We start from the raw sequence: 19,228 nt of genomic DNA on the forward strand, positions 1-19,228 counted from the left end.
GATGAGTGTCCTGTCACGTCAGAACGAAGATCCGCTTCCATCCGATATCCGCGAAACAGCACAGCCGGAGTTGCCAGCGGCGGCAATGTCGGCAGCCGCTTCTTCTGCGGAGAAACCTGTTTCCGCCGCACCGGCCGCGCCTGTCGTTCATAGCCGTGGCAGGGCAGCGCTTTATATCTTCACATCGACCCTGATGGCGTTGACGCAGGGTCTCGGCATGAACCTGATGACGGCCAATATCTACCAGCTTCAGGGCTCGCTTTCGGCAACCGTCAACGAGCTGGCCTGGCTGTCGGCCGTCTACATGGCGCCCTATGCCAGCATGTCGATCGGGCTCTTCAAGATCCGCACGCAGTACGGTTTGCGTCCCTTTGCAGAACTCGGAATCGTCTGCTTCGTCCTGGCAACCATCGCCAATCTTTTCGTGTCCGATTTTCATTCGGCGCTTGTCGTGCGCTTCATCAGCGGCATGGCGGCGGCGCCGCTTTCCACCATCGGCTTCCTCTATATGCTCGAAGCCTTCCCGCCGGAAAAGAAGCTGACGCTGGGCTTAAGCCTCTCGCTCACCAACACGCTGCTGGCCGCGCCGCTTGCGCGCATCATCTCGCCGAGCCTTATCGAATATGGCGGCTGGCACGCACTCTACACCTTCGAGATGGCGTTGGCGTTGATCGCCCTGCCGTTCATCTATCTTCTGCCGATCACCGCGCCGCCGCGCCTCAAGGTCATCCAGAAGATGGATATCCTGAGCTACCTCGTCCTCGCCGCCGGCTTCGGTTGCCTTGCCGTCTTCCTGACGCTTGGCCGTCTTTACTGGTGGTTCGAGGCCTGGTGGCTCGGCGCCTTGCTTGCCTCTGCGATCGGCCTGCTGATCCTGTTCGGCGTTATCGAGCTGAACCGGCAGTCGCCTTTGATCGATCTGCGCTGGGTGTTCAGCTGGCCGAACCTGCACATGGCGGCCGTGCTGATCGCCTTCCGCACAGTTGCGTCCGAGCAATCGACCACGGCAGCCAACTTCTTCATGCAGATCGGCCTCACCAACGATCAGACCGTGACGCTTTACACGATCATCCTTTGCGCTTCGATCGCCGGTGGCCTGTTCTGCGCCATGCTGATGACGACGCGCCATGTCGATCTCGCCCATATCCTGGCGCTGATCCTCATCGGCGCCGGCGCCTACATGGACAGCAATTCGACAGCGCTGACACGGCCGGAGCAGATGTATCTGAGCCAGGCGATGGTGGCAGCCGGCGCCGCGATGTTCCTGCCGCCCGCCATGGCCGCCGGCCTGAAGATGGTGTTCGCCAAGGGCATGACGTATATCGTCAATTTTCTGGTCATCTTCCTCTTCACCCAGAGCATCGGCGGCTCGATGGCTTCGGCCGCACTGGGGACTTTCGTTACCCTGCGTGAAAAATTCCATTCAAGCGTGCTGGTCGAAAAGATTGTCATGAGCGACCCGCTGGTCGCCCAGCGCATCTCCCAGCTTGCCGCAAGTTACGGCAAGGTGATCACCGACAAGACGCTTCTGAATGCGGAAGGCTTGACCCTGCTTGGCCAGCAGGTCAGCCGCGAGGCCTATATCCTGGCCTATAACGATACCTTTCTGATGATCGCTGTCGTCTCGGCGGTCTCTCTTCTCCTCCTGCTGTTGCATCTCGGCTGGCGTTTTATCGCCGCCAATGTCGCCAAACCGGCAGAAGCAGCCGTGCCGCAGCAAGCCTGATCAAACTTCGAGCAAAGACAATGTTGAAAGCTTTACGTTCCCCATCCACCATCATCACCCTGATTGCCGGCGTCGCCGGTGTTTTCTTGGCGCTTTACGCTTGGCGTCTGCCACCTTTCGCGACCTCCGTCGAAACCACGGACAATGCCTATGTGCGCGGCATGGTGACAATGATGAGCCCGCAGGTCAGCGGCTATGTGGTGGAGGTTCCGGTCAAGGATTATCAGGCCGTCAAACAGGGCGATCTGCTCGTCCGTATCGATGACCGCACCTATGTCCAGAAGGTGGCGCAAGCGGAAGCCTCGCTTGCAGCGCAGAAGGCGACGCTTGCCAATTCACACCAGCAGGAATTGTCGGCCAAGGCGAATATCGCGGCAGCCGAGGCCCAGCTTCAGGGCAGCCAGGCTGCGGAAAAACGCGCCGAGCTTGCCTGGAACCGGATCCAGAATCTCAACGAGCGCAGCATTGCTTCGACCAGCGAGGTCGAAGCCGCGCGCGCCACGCTCGATCAGGCGAAAGCAACCGTTGCACAGCATCAGGCGGCGGTTGATGTTGCGCAGCAAAGTCTGCAGACGATCATCGTCAACCGTGCTTCGCTTGAAGCCGCCGTGTCCGGCGCAGAAGCCACAGTTGAACTCGCGAAAATCGATCTCGGCAATACCCGGATCGTGTCGCCGCGCGACGGTCATCTGGGCGAGGTTGGTGTACGGCTTGGCCAGTATGTGACGGCAGGTACGCAACTTGTTGCCGTCGTTCCCCAGGATCTCTGGGTCGTTGCCAATTTCAAGGAAACCCAGCTTGACGGCATGCAGATCGGCCAGCCCGTGACCTTCACCGTCGATGCTCTGCGAGGCACGGAGCTGAAGGGGCATATCGAGCGCTTTTCGCCAGCTGCCGGTTCCGAGTTCAGCGTCATCAAGGCCGATAACGCTACCGGCAACTTTACCAAGATCGCCCAGCGTGTCGGCGTGCGCGTATCGATCGATCCCGGTCAGGAACAGGTCGAGCGGCTTACGCCCGGTCTTTCGGTGATCGTGCGGGTCGATAAGGCTGCAGCACCGTCCGCGCCCTGAACCCCGGATAAAGAAAAAGCCCGGATCGGCATGAACCGATCCGGGCTTTTTTATGTGGGTACGAAACGGACGATTATTCTTCGTCGGCGTCGTATTCAGCTTCCGGGTTGAAGAAGTCTTCCGGCTTCAGGGCATCTTCGTCAACACCGTAGATGGCGTCGACCGAGGTCAGGCTTTCGCCCTTGGCCTGGCGCTCGGCTTCGTCAGCCGAACGGGCAACGTTCACGGTGATGTTGATTTCGACTTCCGAATGCAGGTGCAGAACAACCGTGTGCAGGCCGATGGACTTGATCGGCTGGTTCAGGTCGACCTGGTTGCGGCCGATGTTGAAGCCTTCGGCAGCGAGCACTTCAACGATATCGCGGGCAGCGACCGAACCGTAGAGCTGACCGGTTTCGCCAGCCGAGCGAACGACGACGAACGACTTGCCGTCGAGCGTTTCGGCAACGGCCTGGGCTTCGGACTTGCGTTCGAGGTTACGGGCTTCGAGCGTTGCACGCTCGGCTTCGAAACGCTTCTTGTTGGCTTCGTTGGCGCGCAGCGCCTTGCCAAGCGGCAGCAGGTAGTTACGGGCAAAGCCGTCGCGAACCTTGACGGTTTCGCCCATCTGGCCGAGCTTGGCGACGCGTTCGAGAAGAATGACTTGCATTGGAGTGTCCTTTCAGTTCGATGTTTCAGTTTCTTTGGTTTCAGTTGTTTTCCCGGTCGGTGACAGCGCGATGGCGCGTCTGGTGTCCATGAGACCCGACAGGAGAAAGAAGAATGCCGGGATCGTGAACAGCACGACCGACAGATATCCGAGCCACAAGACCGGCAGCCGCCAGGACTTGCCGCGCGTGCGAAAATGGAAGACGGCAAAGCCGGAGATGAGGAAGCCTGCGCCAAACGAGCCGCAGATGAGCGCACCGAGCGCACCGAGCGTGCCGCCGGCAAAGCAGAGCAGCAAACCACCGAGGAACGCGAAGATCGCATAGCGGTGCATGCGCAGTGTCGAGGGCATGTCTTCGCGCGGGCGCAGGTTGTTCTTGGCGATCTGGGTGATGCGGGTTGCGATATAATAGGCCGCAAACAGCATCACCATCCACAAGGCGCCCTGTATCAGCGGCAGTGCGACGGAGAAGATGCTTTTGAACTGGGCGACGGCATCCGCATCCGGGTTGTAGAGCGGCTCCTGTGCCTTCAGGGCTTCCAGCACCAGCTCGACAAGCCGATCCGACATCGCCTGATCGTAACCGACGATCAGGCCGACGACGATCATGCCCATGGTCACGAGAACCGCGAGCTGGGTCAGGATGTCAGAGAGGGGATACCAGGCCATCGCGTCATCCGGGCCGCCGAGTTCGGAAGCAGGACGCGCGAGATTGGCAAGGTGGCTCAGCCACGCAGCCGGAATGAGCGTGATGACGAGAATGAGAAGGGCGTAGTAGGGTGAAACCAGGACCGAACTGATCAGGCCCGCGACGACGACGGCGGCGATGGCGGCAAGGTTGCCCCAACCAAGGCCGGCGATCAGGATCGGAAGAGCAGACCCAGCGTAAAGCGCGATCGCAAGCGACGACTGTGTGTTCGCGCCAAGCGAAAGCAAGGCGGCGGTCACGCCGGCGAGGACGCCGATTACCAGCGATGTCGAGTTTACGGTCTTCACGTTCGCTGTCCTGCTATCAAGCAGTTAGAGGCGTTCCCTGATAAATCGATTCAGGACGATGCCCCAACATGGGTTTGAGCACTCAACGAGTGCCGGTTTGCCGATCCGCGCCCAACGCGGAAGGGAAAAGGTGAGGCGACGCCGTCAGGCATTCGCCTCACCCTGAGTCGGTTAGCGCTGAGTCAGGAGACTCACGCTCAGTCGAGCCTGATTAGGCGACGACGTACGGCAGCAGGCCGAGGAAACGTGCGCGCTTGATGGCCTGGGCCAGTTCGCGCTGCTTCTTCTGAGAAACGGCCGTGATGCGGGACGGAACGATCTTGCCGCGCTCGGAAATGTAGCGCTGCAGGAGACGGATGTCCTTGTAGTCGATGCGCGGAGCGTTTGCGCCCGAGAAGGGGCAGGTCTTGCGACGACGATGGAACGGGCGGCGTGCCGGAGCGGAAGAAATATCAGCCATTGTCTTTTCTCCTATACCTTATGCACGATCTTCGCGCGGACGGCGCGGACGGTCTTCGCGGTCACCACGGGGCGGACGGTCACCGAACTCGCGGCGCGGGCCACGGTCGTCGCCATCGCGACGCGGACGGTCGTCACGGTCGCGCTTCTGCATCATGGCAGACGGGCCGTCTTCGTGCTTTTCAACAGCGATGGTCATGTAACGAAGAACGTCTTCGTTGATGCGCATCTGGCGCTCGACTTCGTGAACGGCCGGTGCAGGAGCATCGATGTCCATCAGAACGTAGTGAGCCTTGCGGTTCTTGTTGATGCGGTAGGTGAGGGACTTGAGGCCCCAGTTCTCTACGCGACCGACCTTACCGCCGTTTGCTTCGATAACACCCTTGTACTGTTCGACGAGGGCGTCGACCTGCTGGGCGGAGATGTCCTGCCGAGCAAGGAATACGTGTTCATAAAGAGCCATAGTGGCTTGCCTTTCTTGCGTTAAACGTCACCCGGAAATCGGCGGCTAAGCCTCAACGACTGTTCTTAGTGGCTCGTGAGAGCCGGCAAGAAAGTGTTGTTTCGAGACGGTCGAGAGCGGAGACACGGGAGGCTGGACCCCTTTGGTCCTGACAGGTTTCTTGAGGGAAACCGGCCCTCCGTTCAGCCACCAGCCAGAAGACCGGGTGTTTCGAACAGGGCGGCTTATACGGATTTTTGGCGCAATAGCAAGGCTTGGCGGCAATCGCGGGTGAAAAAACCCCGAGGGCTCAGCGGCGCGCGGGCTTAAGCGCCCGATTCGCCAGGAGCGTGGACTGGAAATCCGCCGCAGCCTGCGGACGCCCCACATGATAGCCCTGAACATGGTCGATCCGGAACCGATGCATCAGCGCGAGTTGCGCCTCGGTCTCCACACCCTCCACGAGGATTTTCGGGCCGCGATTGCGGATCAGGCCAATGATGTCCTGCAGCATCGCCTTGCCGCGCTCCGATCCGCAGTCATGCAGGAACGAGCGATCGATCTTGACCGTATCGAAATCGATAAGCCGCAGCCAGGAGAGACCTGCGAAACCCGTGCCGAAGTCATCGAGCCAGATGCGGATGCCCAGCATCTTCAGATCGCTGATGCAGCGCAGGATATCCGAGTTCATCTCCATCTCGAGACCTTCGGTGATCTCGAAGGCAAGCCGGTTGCCGGCAACCCCGGTCTCGCCGAGGATCGCGGCGACGGAGGCGGCAAATCCGGGGGCCTTCAACTGGATGGGGGACACGTTGACGCTGGCGACGGGCACGACGTTCGTCGCCAGCATATCGCGGCAGACCGTGCGCACGGCCCAGCGGCCGAGATCGAGGATAGCCCCCGTCCGCTCGGCAATGGGGATGAAGAGGCTCGGTGTAACCGGCGTACCATCCAGCATCTTCAGTCGCATTAGCGCTTCGGCGGCATCGAGCTTGCCGGTGCCGACATTGCGGATCGGCTGGTAGACCATCGACACGAGGTTCTGCTCGATGGCGATCTTCAGGATCGCGGCGATGTTTTCGCTTTCGTCGCTGCTTTGCGGGTCGTTGGGGTCGAAAAGCCGCACGCCGTTGCGCCCGCCGGCCTTGACGGCGTAAAGCGCTCGGTCGGCCTCATGGATGATCTTTTCAAGCTTCGAACCCGATTGGTTACGGGTAAAGGAAGCGCCGATGCTGACCGTGACGATCGAGGTGCCGTCGCGGCGCTGGCCGTGGGGCAGGGCCATGTCCTCGACCGTGCGGCAGATGACTTCGGCGAGTTCGCCCGCCTGTTCGCGGGTCTCGAGCCTTGCCAGCACGATAAATTCTTCTCCGCCGTAACGGCCGATCGTGGCATTGTACGGCTCAATGGCATCGCTGAGCGCATTTGCCACGAGAATCAGGCAGCGGTCGCCTTCCTGGTGGCCGTAGAAATCGTTGTAGTGTTTGAAGAAGTCCACATCGATCAGCAGAACCGCGAAATTGCGTCCGTACTTCTGCCAGCCTTCCCAGCAAGCGCGCAGGCGCTGATCCACCGCGCGGCGATTTTCCAGGCCGGTGAGAGGGTCGGTGTTCGACAAGCGAAGCAGGGCCTTGCCGCGCTCGGTCGCTTCCTTTTGCTGGAAACGCGCCTCAAGCGCATTGAGGAAGACCTTGTAGCGCTCCTTGTTGAGCTTGAAGTTCACATAGGAGGTGAAGACGAAACAGGAGACGCAGAAGGCGCCGAGCGTCAGCTTCTGCAGCGTCGCCATGGGGTCGAACGTGTAGAGCGAACCGAGGAAGATCAGCATCGACGTAACCGACGAGATCAGCGCAAGCCGGAACTGGAAACTGAAAAACAGGTTGACGCTCATCATGAAGATCGCGCCGAAAACCATGTAGTAGGAGATGGCCTGCGTGTCGGTGGTCATGCGCGCCGTATAGAGCCACCCGGCATAGGCGATGATCACCGCGGCTGCCGACCAAGCGTCGATCACATCGGCGCTGACCCGTGTTCTGATCTGAACTTCAAGCACGGCAAGCGCGATGATGCCCACGGCGAAACGGGCGGCGATCGTATAGACCGCGACATCCGGAACGATCAGCAGATCGGTGAGCGAATAGAGCAGATAGGCAAGAACTGCGATCCAGAGACCCTGGCGGGTCGCGCGCTTGCGCGTGCCTTCGCTTTCCTCGCGAAAAAGCGCGCGCAATTCCCCAGCCGCCGGTCTCGGCGGCTCGTGCTGGAGATCGATCTCAACATTGGCCAGCGTGTGCTTCATGCACCATCCATTGCGTTGCGTCGTACTTTCCGGAGCGAGGTTCATTCCTGCAACCGGCAGTCATTCGATACGCTCTTGAGTGCCGTCAATTTAGACAACCTTCCGGCGAGGCCCGGCACATCGTCCAGACCCTAGTTGATCGGCATTAAGTTTCTCTAAATCCGCAAAACCACTAATATTTTATGGAAGTTAACCATAGTTGTCGAAAATTTGAACCATTGCTGGAACTGCACGCAATCTTACGCATAATGTTAACCTTCCAGTAACGAGTGAGGTTTGCGTGTCTCAGCTTCAGATTGCTCTCGACGGCCAAAGTCTTATTACACCTGAATCCATTTCAGATGAACTGTCTTCTTCCAGGACACATTTGCACGACGAACAGCTGCCGACTGCCAAGGCGCAGTTGGCGCTTGTGATGAAAATTGCCACCCAGCGCATCGAAGAGGGACGCGATGGCGGCGAAACGGTGAAGTGGCTCATCGCGGCGCTCAGGGATGTGCGGCGCAAATATGAGCCGACTGTCTGGCAGGAACTGATCCAGATCGTGCAGGCGCATCCGTCCGCGAAGATTTTCCAGCAATGCCCGTTCACCCGCTGGTCGTTCGAAAAGCCGCGTGGCTATTCGGGCGATGCGAGCCTCATCGATTTCATCTACGGTCACGAGGACGTGGCCCACGAAGTCGCCAAATGCACGCCTCTCGGCCTCGATATCTACGAGTACACGCGCAATGCGCCGGGCCCCGTCGCGGTTCGCGAGCGTCGCGACATTCTCACCCGCTATGTCGATGAACTTGCGGCGGAGAAGGGCCCCGATATCGAAATCCTGACGGTCGCCGCCGGCCACCTGCGCGAAGCGAACGCATCCGTTGCCCTCAAGCAGGGTGGGATCAAGCGTTGGGTGGCCCTCGATCAGGACCCGATCAGCATCGGCACCATCACGCGCAACTTCCAGGGAACCTGCATCGAGGCGGTGGATGGTTCCGTCCGCGGCTTGCTCAGCAAGAAGCATCAACTCGGTAAGTTCGATTTTATCTATGCCGCCGGCCTCTACGATTACCTGAACGACAAGGTCGCCATCAAGCTGACGCAGACCTGCATGGAGATGCTGAAGCCGGGTGGGGTCTTCCTGTTCGCCAATTTCGCCGACGAGATGGCGGACGACGGCTATATGGAATCCTACATGAACTGGACGCTGCTGCTGCGGTCGCAAGCCGATATGTGGAAGGTGATCAATTCGAGCGTCGAGCGCAACAGCGTCGACGCGGACGTCTGGTTCGGCGAGAACCGCAACATCATCTACGGCACGATCCGCAAGCACGCATGATCATGCAAACCAAACGGCCCGCCGATCGATCGGCGGGCCGTTTGGTTTCAGACGTCTTGCCGCGAAGGCGGGAGGTTTTCAGATCGGCATCGGATGCGCGCGGTGGATTTCCGCGATGCCCCGCATCACGTCCTCAGAGAGCTTGAGGTCGGCCGCTCCGATGTTGTCCTTCAGCTGCCCCATGGTGGTTGCGCCGATGATGGCGGACGCCATGAACGGGCGCGTGAGGCAGAAGGCGAGCGCCATCTGGCCCGGATCGATGCCATGCTTTTTCGCCAGTTCGACATAGGCGGAAACGGCGGGCTCCTGATGCGGCGTGTAACGGCCGCCAAGATCGCCATTGATCGAAAGCCGGGTTCCGGCCGGTTTCCTGCCGCCGAGATACTTGCCGGTCAAAAGCCCTGCCGCCAGCGGCGAATAGGCCAGCAGGCCGACATCCTCGTGATGGGAAAGCTCGGCCAGATCGAGATCGTAGCTGCGATAGAGCAGATTGTATTCGTTCTGGATCGAGACGACGCGCGGCAGGCCGTGCTTTTCGGCGAGGTTCAGCAGGCGATGCGCACCCCAGGCCGTGTCGTTGGACAGGCCGATGGCGCGAATCTTGCCGGCGCGGACTTGGGCGCCGAGCGCTTCGAGGATGGCCAGCAGCTCGGCGGCGACCTTTTCCCGGTTTTGCTTGGAGGGGTCGTAGGTCCAGGCATTGCGGAAATGGTAGTGGCCGCGATTCGGCCAGTGCAGCTGGTAGAGATCGACATAGTCGGTCTTCAGGCGCTTGAGGCTCGCATCGAGCGCCGTCTCGATCGCCTCCGGGGTGATCGGTCCGCCGCCACGAATATAGTCGCGGCCAGGCCCGGCGATCTTGGTGGCGATGACGACGTCGTCACGACGTCCGCGCTTCTCCAGCCAGTTGCCGATGATGCGTTCGGTGTTGCCGTAGGTCGCTGGCGAGAGCGGTGTCGTGGGGTAGAGTTCGGCCGTGTCGAAGAAGTTGACGCCCTCGGCAACGGCGTAGTCGAGCTGCTCGTGGGCCTCGGCTTCGGTGTTCTGGGACCCCCAGGTCATGGTGCCCAGACAAATTTCCGAAACCTTGATGTCGGCAGAGCCGAGCGATCTATATTGCATGAAGGAAACCTCGATATGAAAAAGCGGCGCCTGCGGTCGCGGGAGGGGCAGCGGCAGCCGTCGAGAAAGATGATCGTAAGCAGCCTCATGCTTCCCGGGAGGGAAACGTGGCGAGGCGCGCGGCGCAAACTTAAGCTTCCTGCTGCCAAGTTCAAGGCGTAATTGCCGGGGCAGGATGTTTGCCAAAAACCCCGCAAGCCTTGACTCGCGGCGACGGAATGTGAATGGAGAGGTAAAAACCAGGGAAGGATCGTCCCATGAGCGTTGCATTTACATTTCCCGGTCAGGGTAGTCAGGCTGTCGGCATGGGCAAGGAACTGGCCGAAGCTTTTCCTGAAGCTGCCGCCGTTTTTGCCGAGGTCGATGACGCGCTTGGTCAGAAGCTTTCGGATGTCATGTGGAACGGTCCGGAAGAAACGCTGACGCTCACCGCAAACGCCCAGCCAGCGCTGATGGCCGTTTCCATCGCGGCCTTGCGTGTTCTCGAAAAGGGCGGTCTCGACCTGAAGTCCAGGGTTTCCTACGTCGCTGGCCACTCGCTCGGCGAATACTCTGCACTCTGTGCGGCCGGCACCTTCTCTCTTGCTGATACCGCTCGTCTCCTGCGTATCCGGGGCAATGCCATGCAGGCGGCCGTTCCGGTCGGCAAAGGCGCGATGGCCGCGATCATCGGTCTTGAGCATGGCGATGTCGAAGCCGTATGTGCGCAAGCCGCCGCGCTTGGCGCCTGTCAGATCGCCAACGACAATGGCGGCGGCCAGCTTGTCATCTCCGGCGAAAAGGAAGCCGTTGAGAAGGCAGCCGCACTTGCGACCGAGAAGGGCGCAAAGCGCGCCATCCTGCTTCCGGTCTCTGCACCCTTCCATTCGAGCCTGATGGCGCCGGCTGCGGACGCCATGCGGGTCGCACTCGCCGAGGTGAAGGCATCCGATCCTGTCGTGCCGCTGATTGCCAATGTGCGCGCCGCGCCGGTCACCGATGCGGCGACCATCACGGGCCTTCTCGTCGAGCAGGTCACCGGCCAGGTGCGCTGGCGCGAAACCGTCGAGTGGTTCGGCGCCAACGGCGTCACTACGCTTTATGAAGTCGGTTCCGGCAAAGTGCTGACCGGCCTTGCCCGTCGCATCGACAAGTCTGTGACCGGCGTTGCCGTCAACACGCCCGCCGATATAGAGGCGGCGCTGGCCGCTCTTCGCGGCGAATAGGGAATAGCGAATGGCGAATAGTTGAATTGCGCGCTGCTCTTCCCCTATTCGCTACTCCCCACTCGCTATTCGCTAAAAACACTCGCTCTTAAACAGAGGACCCTCCCATGTTCGATCTTTCCGGCCGCAAGGCACTCGTCACCGGCGCTTCCGGCGGCATTGGCGAGGAAATCGCCCGTATCCTCCACGCTCAGGGCGCGATCGTTGGCCTGCACGGCACCCGCGTCGAGAAGCTTGAAGAACTTGCCAATTCGCTTGGCGAGCGCGTTCACCTGTTTCCGGCCAATCTCGCCGACCGCGCGGCCGTCAAGGCGCTCGGCGAAAAGGCCGAAGCCGATCTCGGTGGTGTCGATATCCTCGTCAACAATGCCGGCATCACCAAGGATGGCCTGTTCGTGCGCATGAGCGATGAAGACTGGGATGCGGTCATCGAAGTGAACCTGACGTCCGTCTTCCGCCTGACGCGCGAACTGACCCATCCGATGATGCGCCGCCGCCATGGCCGCATCATCAATATTACGTCGGTCGTCGGCGTCACCGGCAATCCGGGGCAGGCCAACTACTGCGCCTCCAAGGCCGGCATGATCGGCTTTTCGAAGTCGCTCGCCCAGGAAATCGCCACCCGCAACGTCACCGTGAACTGCGTCGCTCCGGGCTTCATCGAGAGCGCCATGACCGGCAAGCTCAACGACAAGCAGAAGGATGCGATCATGGGAGCGATCCCGATGAAGCGCATGGGAACGTCTGCCGAAGTGGCTTCAGCCGTCGCATATCTCTCTTCCAACGAGGCCGGCTACGTCACCGGACAGACGATCCACGTCAACGGCGGCATGGCGATGATCTGATCCGGCTTCTGGCCGCTTGCCGAGGTCCGTTCCCGGCAGGCGGAAAAGAGCATCAAAAAAGCCGGAAATTGCATGTTGACCAAGCCGTTGTCGGTGATTTTCAGGCTTTGCGCAGAAGTTAAACCGTGTTAATCGGGCCATGACTGTGCGCAGTCCATCGGAAGAAGCAAAGGCATATGCAGGCTCTTGGCCGCGTGCAGCCGCTCTTCCGGTTGCAAGGATTGCCCGGTGGATCGTGTTGGTCTATCAGGCGTTATAGAGATACCGGCGCCAGAACGGCGCTGGAGAGAAACAAAGGTCGAGGAATCCGACATGAGCGACACCGCAGAACGCGTGAAGAAAATTGTTATCGATCATCTTGGCGTTGATGCCGAAAAGGTTACCGAAGGCGCAAGCTTCATCGACGACCTCGGTGCTGACTCGCTCGACACGGTCGAACTGGTCATGGCGTTCGAAGAAGAATTCGGCGTCGAGATCCCGGACGATGCGGCCGACTCGATCCTGACCGTCGGCGACGCTGTCAAGTTCATCGAGAAGGCACAGGCCTGATCTCGGTTTTCAAGGCGGGGCGCTCTGCGGCCCGCCGGTAGCCCTCGCTGACTGCAGGGCACGCATTCCTCTACGGGGTGCTCAAGGGGCGGTTGGGAGGCCTCTCGGCTTCCGTCAAGACCGCCCGATAGGCGTTTCCAGGCATGGATGTTCAGGTCCGGTTTTCATAGCAAGGTCCGGTCCGGTTCTGGGGTAACAGGCAGGGTGGATCACGGGTTATGAGACGGGTCGTTATTACCGGTACCGGCATGGTATCTCCCTTGGGGTGTGGAACCGAGGTGAGCTGGTCCCGTTTGCTGGCTGGCGAAAACGCAGCTCGCAAGGTTACGGAATTCGAGGTCGAAGACCTTCCCGCCAAGATTGCCTGCCGCATTCCAACCGGCGATGGCTCCAACGGCACATTCAATCCAGATGACTGGATGGAGCAGAAGGAACAGCGCAAGGTTGACGCCTTTATCGTTTACGCGATGGCAGCGGCCGATATGGCGCTTGACGATGCCGGCTGGCATCCTGAGAGCGACGACGACCAGATTGCGACCGGCGTTCTCATCGGTTCCGGCATCGGTGGTCTGGAAGGCATTGTCGAAGGCGGCTATACGCTGCGTGACAAGGGCCCGCGCCGCGTATCTCCCTTTTTCATTCCCGGCCGCCTGATCAACCTCGCTTCCGGTCAGGTTTCGATCCGCCACAAGCTGCGCGGCCCGAACCATTCCGTCGTGACGGCCTGTTCGACCGGCGCGCACGCCATCGGCGATGCGGCCCGGCTGATCGCGCTCGGCGATGCCGATGTGATGGTGGCCGGTGGCACCGAATCCCCGATCTCGCGGATCGCGCTTGCCGGCTTTGCCGCCTGCAAGGCGCTTTCCACCCAGCACAACGACGAGCCGACCAAGGCCTCGCGCCCCTATGACGTCAACCGCGACGGCTTCGTCATGGGCGAGGGCGCCGGTATCGTGGTTCTCGAAGAGCTGGACCATGCTCTGGCTCGCGGCGCCAAGATTTATGCCGAAGTCGTCGGCTACGGTCTTTCGGGCGATGCGCATCACATCACCGCGCCTTCCGAAGACGGCGACGGCGCCTATCGCTGCATGAAGATGGCGCTGAAGCGCGCGGGCCTCGATCCCTCCGAGATCGACTACATCAACGCACACGGCACCTCGACCATGGCCGACACGATCGAGCTCGGCGCAGTCGAACGTGTCGTCGGCGATGCCGCTTCCAAGATTTCGATGTCGTCCACCAAGTCGGCCATCGGCCATCTGCTGGGTGCGGCCGGCGCTGTCGAGGCGATCTTCTGCGCGCTGGCCATCCGCGACAACATCGTGCCGCCGACCCTGAACCTTGACGAGCCTTCGGTTGAGACCAAGATTGATCTGGTTCCGCACAAGGCGCGCAAGCGCGAGGTCAACGTCGCACTCTCCAATTCCTTTGGTTTCGGCGGCACCAATGCTTCGCTGGTCTTGAAGCGCTATACGGCCTGAACCGTCGTTTACGAGCAATCCTCCGGCATCGTCTCCCGGATGCCGGACGGAACGGATGGGCTGCGGCATCGCGGCGTTCGGATAATTTGAAAACTATCCTGTTTTTGCCGCATTGCTCGGCTCAAACGTGCAATGCGGATGGTCGGAGGAGTGTGCGCTTCATCAAGAATGCGTTCAGTCGTGATAAACGGCCCGTCTTCCTCAGCGACCATGCATGAACTTTTGCTCATTTCTGGCTCTCCTCCGGAGTTCGCGTCGGAAAATCGAGACACTGGAATGTTGCGAACACCGGATTCAGGAAGATCGTGAACGACACAAACGAAAACGGCTCTCAGCCTTTCGGCCGCAACGAAACCGGCAGCAAGGGACCGATTATCCCGAAGTCGGCAAATGAAGCCCTGCGCCCGGAAAAGGTGCCGCAGCCGCCCAAGCGGTCGCGCAAGGCGCGCAGTCAGGTCGTTATCTTCCTGAACTTCCTGATGACGCTGATCGTCTTCATCACGATTGCTGCCGCCGGCACCGTCTATTACGCGATGACGGCTTATGAGGCCAAAGGCCCGCTGACCTCGAACACAAATTTTATCGTTCGCAACGGCGCGGGCATCCAGGAGATCGCCTCCAGCCTCGAGCGCAACAGCATCGTGACCGACGGCCGCGTGTTCAGGTTCATGTCTGAAGCCTATCTCGATGACGATACGCTGAAGGCCGGCGAATACGAGATCAAGGCGGGCTCCTCGATGCAGGAGATCATGCAACTCCTGAAGTCGGGCAAGTCCATCCTTTATTCCGTTTCCCTGCCGGAAGGTCTGACCGTCAAGCAGATGTTCGACCGCCTGCGCAACGATCCGGTTCTGGAGGGCGATCTGCCGCAGGAGCTTCCTGCCGAAGGGTCGCTGCGCCCGGATACCTATAAATTTTCTCGCGGCACCAAGCGTGGAGAAATCGTTGCCCAGATGTTGGCCGCCCAGAAATCGCTGGTCGATCAGATATGGGAACGTCGTGACGACGACCTGCCGATCGCTACCCGTGAGGAGTTCGTGACGCTCGCCTCCATCGTCGAGAAGGAAACCGGCATCGCCGACGAGCGCTCGCGCGTCGCCTCGGTCTTCCTCAATCGCCTCGACAAGGGCATGCGGCTCCAGTCCGATCCGACGATCATCTACGGCATCTTCGGCGGCGAGGGCAAACCGGCCGACCGGCCGATCTTGAAGTCGGACCTCGAGAAGCAGACGCCTTACAACACGTACCTGATCAAGGGCCTGCCCCCAACGCCAATCGCCAATCCCGGCCGGGCGGCGCTCGAGGCGGTTGCCAATCCCTCGCGCACTAACGACCTCTATTTTGTCGCGGACGGTACCGGTGGTCACGTCTTCGCGACGACGCTGGACGAGCACAATGCCAATGTCCGGCGCTGGCGCAAGATAGAGGCTGAAAAGGCGGCTGCAGCGGCGAAAGCGAGCGAAGAAACGCCGGTTCAGGAGTAATCCCGAGCGGCAACTGTGGATCATGCGGCCCCGGCGTGCTTATCCCTTGCGGGAGATGGCGCCGGGGCCGTAAACATTTTGGCCAACAGCTGCCGTTCGCGTGCCTTCACAGACCCTCGGCCGCCGGAGGATAATCATGCCATTGCAATCCATGACCGGGTTCGCCCGACGCGAAGGCTCATCCGGGCGCTACCGCTGGGCCTGGGAACTGCGTTCCGTCAACGGTAAGGGGCTCGACCTGCGCCTGCGTCTGCCGACGGGCGCGGAGGCCATTGAGGCGGACGTGCGCAAGCTCGCGGGCGAGATGTTTTCCCGCGGTAACATGCAGATCGGCCTGTCGATCAGTGCCAGTGAAATCGGCGTCGAAACGGTCGTCAACCAGAATGCGCTGGCCGCCGTGCTGTCCCTTCGCGAGCAGCTGGCCGGCATGATCGATCCGGCGCCCCTGCGGCTGGATACGCTGCTCGGCGTACGCGGCATCGTCGAATTCCGCGAGCCGGAGGAGAAGGAGGGCGAGAAAGCCGCCCGTGACGCCGATATCATGGCCGGGCTGCGGCTTGCTCTCCACGACATCATGATGATGCGTGAAACCGAAGGTGCGGCGCTGCATCACGTCCTCCTGGGCCAGATCGCGCGCATCGAAGAGCTTGCCTACACCATCGAGGCAGACCCGTCGCGCAGTCCCGAAACGATTGCGGCCCGTCTTTCCCAGCAGTTGTCGTTGCTGATGGATGGCGCCGCGACGCTCGATCGCGACCGGCTCTATGCCGAAGTCGCGGTTCTGGCCGCCAAGGCCGATATCCGCGAGGAGATCGATCGTCTGCATGCGCATGTGGCGGCAGCCCGCGATCTGCTTGAAAAAGGCGGTCCGGTCGGGCGAAAACTCGATTTCCTTTCCCAGGAATTTAACCGCGAATCGAATACGATCTGTTCGAAGTCCAATGCGGCCTCCGTCACGGCGGCCGGCATTGAGCTGAAGGTCGTCATCGACCAGTTCCGTGAACAGGTCCAGAATCTGGAGTGACCATGAGCCCCGCCAGCCGCCCTTCGACCATCAATATCCCGCGCCGCGGCCTCATGCTGGTGATTTCCTCGCCGTCAGGCGCAGGCAAGTCGACCATCGCCCGCAATCTGCTGGAAGCCGATCCGCAGATGAGCATTTCCGTGAGCGTCACCACCCGCCAGCGCCGCCCGAGCGAAATCGAGGGGCGTCATTACTTCTTCAAGTCGATCCGCGAGTTCGAAGGTCTGCGCAAGGCAGATGCCCTGCTGGAATGGGCCGAGGTCCACGGCAATTTCTACGGCACCCCGCGCGATGCCGTTGAGCAGGCGATGGCCGAAGGCCGCGACATGCTGTTCGATATCGACTGGCAGGGCGCCCAGCAGTTGCAGGAAAAGATGGCCGGCGATGTCGTCTCGATCTTCATCCTGCCGCCGACCATGGCCGAACTGCAATCGCGCCTGCATCGCCGCGCGGAAGATACGGAAGAGGTGATCGCCACCCGACTCGCCAACTCCCGCTCCGAGATCGAACACTGGCTGGAATACGACTACATCGTCGTCAATGAGGATCTGGACAGCGCCTTCGCCTCGGTCCGCGCTATTGTCGAAGCCGAACGCCTTCGCCGCGATCGTCGCCCCGGCCTGTTCGATTTCGTCAACGGACTGCTGACGGAAAACCCGTTCTGAGGTTTTTCAAGGCGCGGCTACTCCGCCTAAAGGCAATTCGCCAGCCGGCAAAACTCTTCGACGGACAGTGTCTCGGCCCGCCGTTGCGGGTCGATCTCTGCCTTTGCCAGCAGCGTTTCGCCCCCCAGCGATTTCACGCTCTGCCGCAGCATCTTGCGTCTCTGTCCGAAGGCGGCTTGGGTGACGCGCTCCAGCGCTTCCACGCGGCAGGGGATCGGGTTTTCCCGCGGCTCCAGATGCACGACGGAGGACGTCACCTTCGGCGGTGGCGTAAAGGCCTGCGGCGGCACGTCGAAGGCCATGCGCGCATGGGTGCGCCAGCCGCAGAGCGCACCGAGGCGCCCGTAGTGATCGTCATCCTCTTCGGCGACGATGCGCAGGCCCACTTCGCGCTGGAACATCAGCGTCAGCGACTGGTAGAAGGGTGGCCAGTTTTTCGTAAGCAGCCAGTTGACCAGCAATTGTGTGCCGACATTGTAGGGCAGGTTGGCGATAATCTTGACCGGGCTGCCGTCGGTGACCAGCGTCTCGAAATCGACCCTCAGCGCGTCGCCCTCGATAACGTCCAGACGACCCGGATAGTGATCGGAAATTTCGGCCAGCGCCGGCAGGCAGCGGCTGTCGCGCTCGATGGCGATGACCTTCTTTGCCCCAAGCGGCAGGATAGCGCGTGTGAGGCCGCCGGGACCGGGACCGACCTCGATCACCGTCACGCCTTCCAGCGAACCGGCGGTGCGCGCGATTTTCTGGGTGAGATTGAGGTCGAGCAGAAAGTTCTGTCCCAGCGCCTTTTTGGCATCGAGCCCATGGCGGGAGATCACGTCCCTGAGCGGCGGAAGCCCGTCAATCGCAGCCATCAGCCATTGGTCCTTTCAGCATTGTCCGCAAGCTCGCGCGCCATGCGAAGCGCCGCCATCAGGCTGTCGGCGCGGGCAACGCCCCGGCCGGCGAGAGAAAAGGCGGTGCCGTGGTCAGGCGAGGTTCGAATGAAGGGCAGGCCGAGCGTCGCGTTGACGCTGTCGTCGAAGCCGAGCGCCTTGGCCGGGATCAGCGCCTGATCGTGATACATGCAGATCGCCACATCGTAGGTCGCCCGCGCCCGGTCATGGAACATGGTGTCGGCGGGCAGCGGGCCGGTCACCGCGTTGCCTTCGCTGATCAGCCGCTCGACAACCGGGCGGATGATCGCGTCGTCTTCGAGCCCCAGGGCGCCACCTTCGCCGGCATGCGGGTTTAGACCGGCAACAGCAAGCCGCGGCCGCGAGAGCCCGAACCGGGCCTTCAGGTCGGCTATGGTCACGGCGCAGGTCCGGTAGATCAGATCGGACGTCAGTTCGGACGGAACATCCTTCAAGGGAATATGGATGGTGACCGGCACAGCCTTCAACTTCGGACCTGCCAGCATCATCACAGGCAAAAGGCTCTCGCCGGTCGCCTTCTGGCCGAGATCGGCGAGGAACTCCGTGTGTCCGGGAAATGCGAAACCGGCATCGTAAAGAACGGATTTGGCAATCGGGCAGGTGACGACGGCGGCCGTGTCTCCGGCCATTGTCAGCCGCACGGCCTCTTCGATCGCGCCGATGATCGCGCCGGCATTGGCGCTGTCCGGCTGGCCGACGATAACGGGTGCCGCGCAGTTTACGGGAAATACCGGCAGGGCCTCGGAAAAAATGGAGTTGGCGTCGGCGGCAGATGCTTCCCTGATTGCAACATCATGACCCAGGAGCCGCGCACGTTCGCGAAGCGCCCGGGGATCGCCGATCAGCACAAAAGGCGGCGTCTTCCATTCACGCCGCCTCAGCCAAACGTCAAGGCTGATATCAAGCCCGATACCGGCCGGATCGCCCATGGAAAGCGCCAGGGGCGCCGGATCGTGCTTCGTCAT

19 protein-coding genes are annotated in these 19,228 nt (G+C 61.0%); 10 read left to right on the forward strand and 9 right to left on the reverse strand.

What is annotated here, in order from left to right; genetic code table 11:
- Window position 1: 1 nt before the first annotated feature.
- Both BLX89_RS09035 and BLX89_RS09040 read left to right on the forward strand, forming a co-directional pair.
- Entirely contained in the window at window positions 2–1,726 is a 1,725-nt protein-coding gene (locus BLX89_RS09035; protein WP_075290310.1) for an MFS transporter, read from the forward strand.
- 20 nt (window positions 1,727–1,746) lie between these two features.
- A complete protein-coding gene (locus BLX89_RS09040) occupies window positions 1,747–2,799 on the forward strand; it encodes an HlyD family secretion protein (protein ID WP_075290311.1) in 1,053 nt (350 codons plus the stop codon).
- Between the two features lie 73 nt (window positions 2,800–2,872).
- On the opposite strand, the gene rplI is transcribed toward BLX89_RS09040, so the two are convergent.
- From rplI to BLX89_RS09065, 5 genes are all read right to left on the reverse strand, one after another.
- Window positions 2,873–3,448: a 50S ribosomal protein L9 gene (rplI, locus tag BLX89_RS09045; RefSeq protein WP_075290312.1), complete on the reverse strand. Its 576-nt coding sequence runs from the start codon at window positions 3,446–3,448 to the stop codon at window positions 2,873–2,875.
- Window positions 3,449–3,460: 12 nt separating this feature from the next.
- Window positions 3,461–4,444, reverse strand: a complete 984-nt coding sequence (locus BLX89_RS09050) for a DUF2232 domain-containing protein (RefSeq protein WP_075290313.1) — start codon at window positions 4,442–4,444, stop codon at window positions 3,461–3,463.
- Between the two features lie 211 nt (window positions 4,445–4,655).
- Entirely contained in the window at window positions 4,656–4,904 is a 249-nt protein-coding gene (gene rpsR, locus BLX89_RS09055; protein WP_056314955.1) for a 30S ribosomal protein S18, read from the reverse strand.
- Window positions 4,905–4,922: 18 nt separating this feature from the next.
- On the reverse strand, window positions 4,923–5,366 hold the full coding sequence (gene rpsF / locus BLX89_RS09060) for a 30S ribosomal protein S6 (protein ID WP_075290314.1): 444 nt from the start codon (window positions 5,364–5,366) through the stop codon (window positions 4,923–4,925).
- Window positions 5,367–5,655: 289 nt separating this feature from the next.
- Window positions 5,656–7,644 (reverse strand): putative bifunctional diguanylate cyclase/phosphodiesterase, encoded by a 1,989-nt coding sequence (locus BLX89_RS09065; protein WP_075290315.1) that lies wholly within the window; start codon window positions 7,642–7,644, stop codon window positions 5,656–5,658.
- Between the two features lie 280 nt (window positions 7,645–7,924).
- Here BLX89_RS09065 and BLX89_RS09070 point away from each other — a divergent pair, with 280 nt between their 5' ends.
- On the forward strand, window positions 7,925–8,968 hold the full coding sequence (locus tag BLX89_RS09070) for a class I SAM-dependent methyltransferase (protein ID WP_075290316.1): 1,044 nt from the start codon (window positions 7,925–7,927) through the stop codon (window positions 8,966–8,968).
- Between the two features lie 78 nt (window positions 8,969–9,046).
- Here BLX89_RS09070 and BLX89_RS09075 read toward each other — a convergent pair whose 3' ends face one another.
- Window positions 9,047–10,090, reverse strand: coding sequence for an aldo/keto reductase (locus BLX89_RS09075; RefSeq protein ID WP_075290317.1), 1,044 nt, complete (start codon window positions 10,088–10,090; stop codon window positions 9,047–9,049).
- A 257-nt stretch (window positions 10,091–10,347) separates the two neighbouring features.
- Between BLX89_RS09075 and fabD the strand changes: the two genes are divergently transcribed.
- From fabD to fabF, 4 genes are all read left to right on the forward strand, one after another.
- Window positions 10,348–11,295 carry an ACP S-malonyltransferase gene (fabD, locus tag BLX89_RS09080; protein ID WP_075290318.1) on the forward strand — a complete coding sequence of 316 codons (948 nt, stop codon included), beginning with the start codon at window positions 10,348–10,350 and terminating at the stop codon, window positions 11,293–11,295.
- Between the two features lie 107 nt (window positions 11,296–11,402).
- Window positions 11,403–12,140, forward strand: coding sequence for a 3-oxoacyl-[acyl-carrier-protein] reductase (gene fabG / locus BLX89_RS09085; RefSeq protein WP_075290319.1), 738 nt, complete (start codon window positions 11,403–11,405; stop codon window positions 12,138–12,140).
- A gap of 312 nt (window positions 12,141–12,452) precedes the next feature.
- Window positions 12,453–12,689, forward strand: coding sequence for an acyl carrier protein (locus tag BLX89_RS09090; RefSeq protein ID WP_056314938.1), 237 nt, complete (start codon window positions 12,453–12,455; stop codon window positions 12,687–12,689).
- 218 nt (window positions 12,690–12,907) lie between these two features.
- A complete protein-coding gene (gene fabF, locus BLX89_RS09095; protein WP_075290320.1) occupies window positions 12,908–14,170 on the forward strand; it encodes a beta-ketoacyl-ACP synthase II in 1,263 nt (420 codons plus the stop codon).
- Between the two features lie 8 nt (window positions 14,171–14,178).
- Here fabF and BLX89_RS24210 read toward each other — a convergent pair whose 3' ends face one another.
- The gene (locus BLX89_RS24210) at window positions 14,179–14,400 is read right to left on the reverse strand and encodes a hypothetical protein (RefSeq protein WP_143523556.1); all 222 of its coding nucleotides are present in this window, start codon (window positions 14,398–14,400) and stop codon (window positions 14,179–14,181) included.
- A 75-nt stretch (window positions 14,401–14,475) separates the two neighbouring features.
- Here BLX89_RS24210 and mltG point away from each other — a divergent pair, with 75 nt between their 5' ends.
- The 3 genes from mltG to gmk all read left to right on the forward strand — a co-directional run bounded on the left by mltG (window position 14,476) and on the right by gmk (window position 17,343).
- Complete coding sequence (gene mltG, locus BLX89_RS09100) at window positions 14,476–15,654, forward strand: endolytic transglycosylase MltG (protein ID WP_075290321.1); 1,179 nt, start codon at window positions 14,476–14,478, stop codon at window positions 15,652–15,654.
- A 136-nt stretch (window positions 15,655–15,790) separates the two neighbouring features.
- On the forward strand, window positions 15,791–16,678 hold the full coding sequence (locus BLX89_RS09105) for a YicC/YloC family endoribonuclease (RefSeq protein ID WP_075290322.1): 888 nt from the start codon (window positions 15,791–15,793) through the stop codon (window positions 16,676–16,678).
- A gap of 2 nt (window positions 16,679–16,680) precedes the next feature.
- Window positions 16,681–17,343: a guanylate kinase gene (gene gmk, locus BLX89_RS09110; RefSeq protein WP_075290323.1), complete on the forward strand. Its 663-nt coding sequence runs from the start codon at window positions 16,681–16,683 to the stop codon at window positions 17,341–17,343.
- Between the two features lie 26 nt (window positions 17,344–17,369).
- Here the strand turns inward: gmk and rsmA are convergent, their stop codons facing one another.
- Together rsmA and pdxA are read right to left on the reverse strand one after the other, a co-directional pair.
- Complete coding sequence (gene rsmA / locus BLX89_RS09115) at window positions 17,370–18,200, reverse strand: 16S rRNA (adenine(1518)-N(6)/adenine(1519)-N(6))-dimethyltransferase RsmA (protein WP_075290324.1); 831 nt, start codon at window positions 18,198–18,200, stop codon at window positions 17,370–17,372.
- The gene (pdxA, locus tag BLX89_RS09120) at window positions 18,200–19,228 is read right to left on the reverse strand and encodes a 4-hydroxythreonine-4-phosphate dehydrogenase PdxA (protein WP_075290325.1); all 1,029 of its coding nucleotides are present in this window, start codon (window positions 19,226–19,228) and stop codon (window positions 18,200–18,202) included. Before pdxA ends, rsmA begins: the two co-directional genes overlap by 1 nt.

The sequence above is a fragment of the Pararhizobium arenae genome (assembly GCF_001931685.1).
GTDB lineage: Bacteria > Pseudomonadota > Alphaproteobacteria > Rhizobiales > Rhizobiaceae > Pararhizobium > Pararhizobium arenae.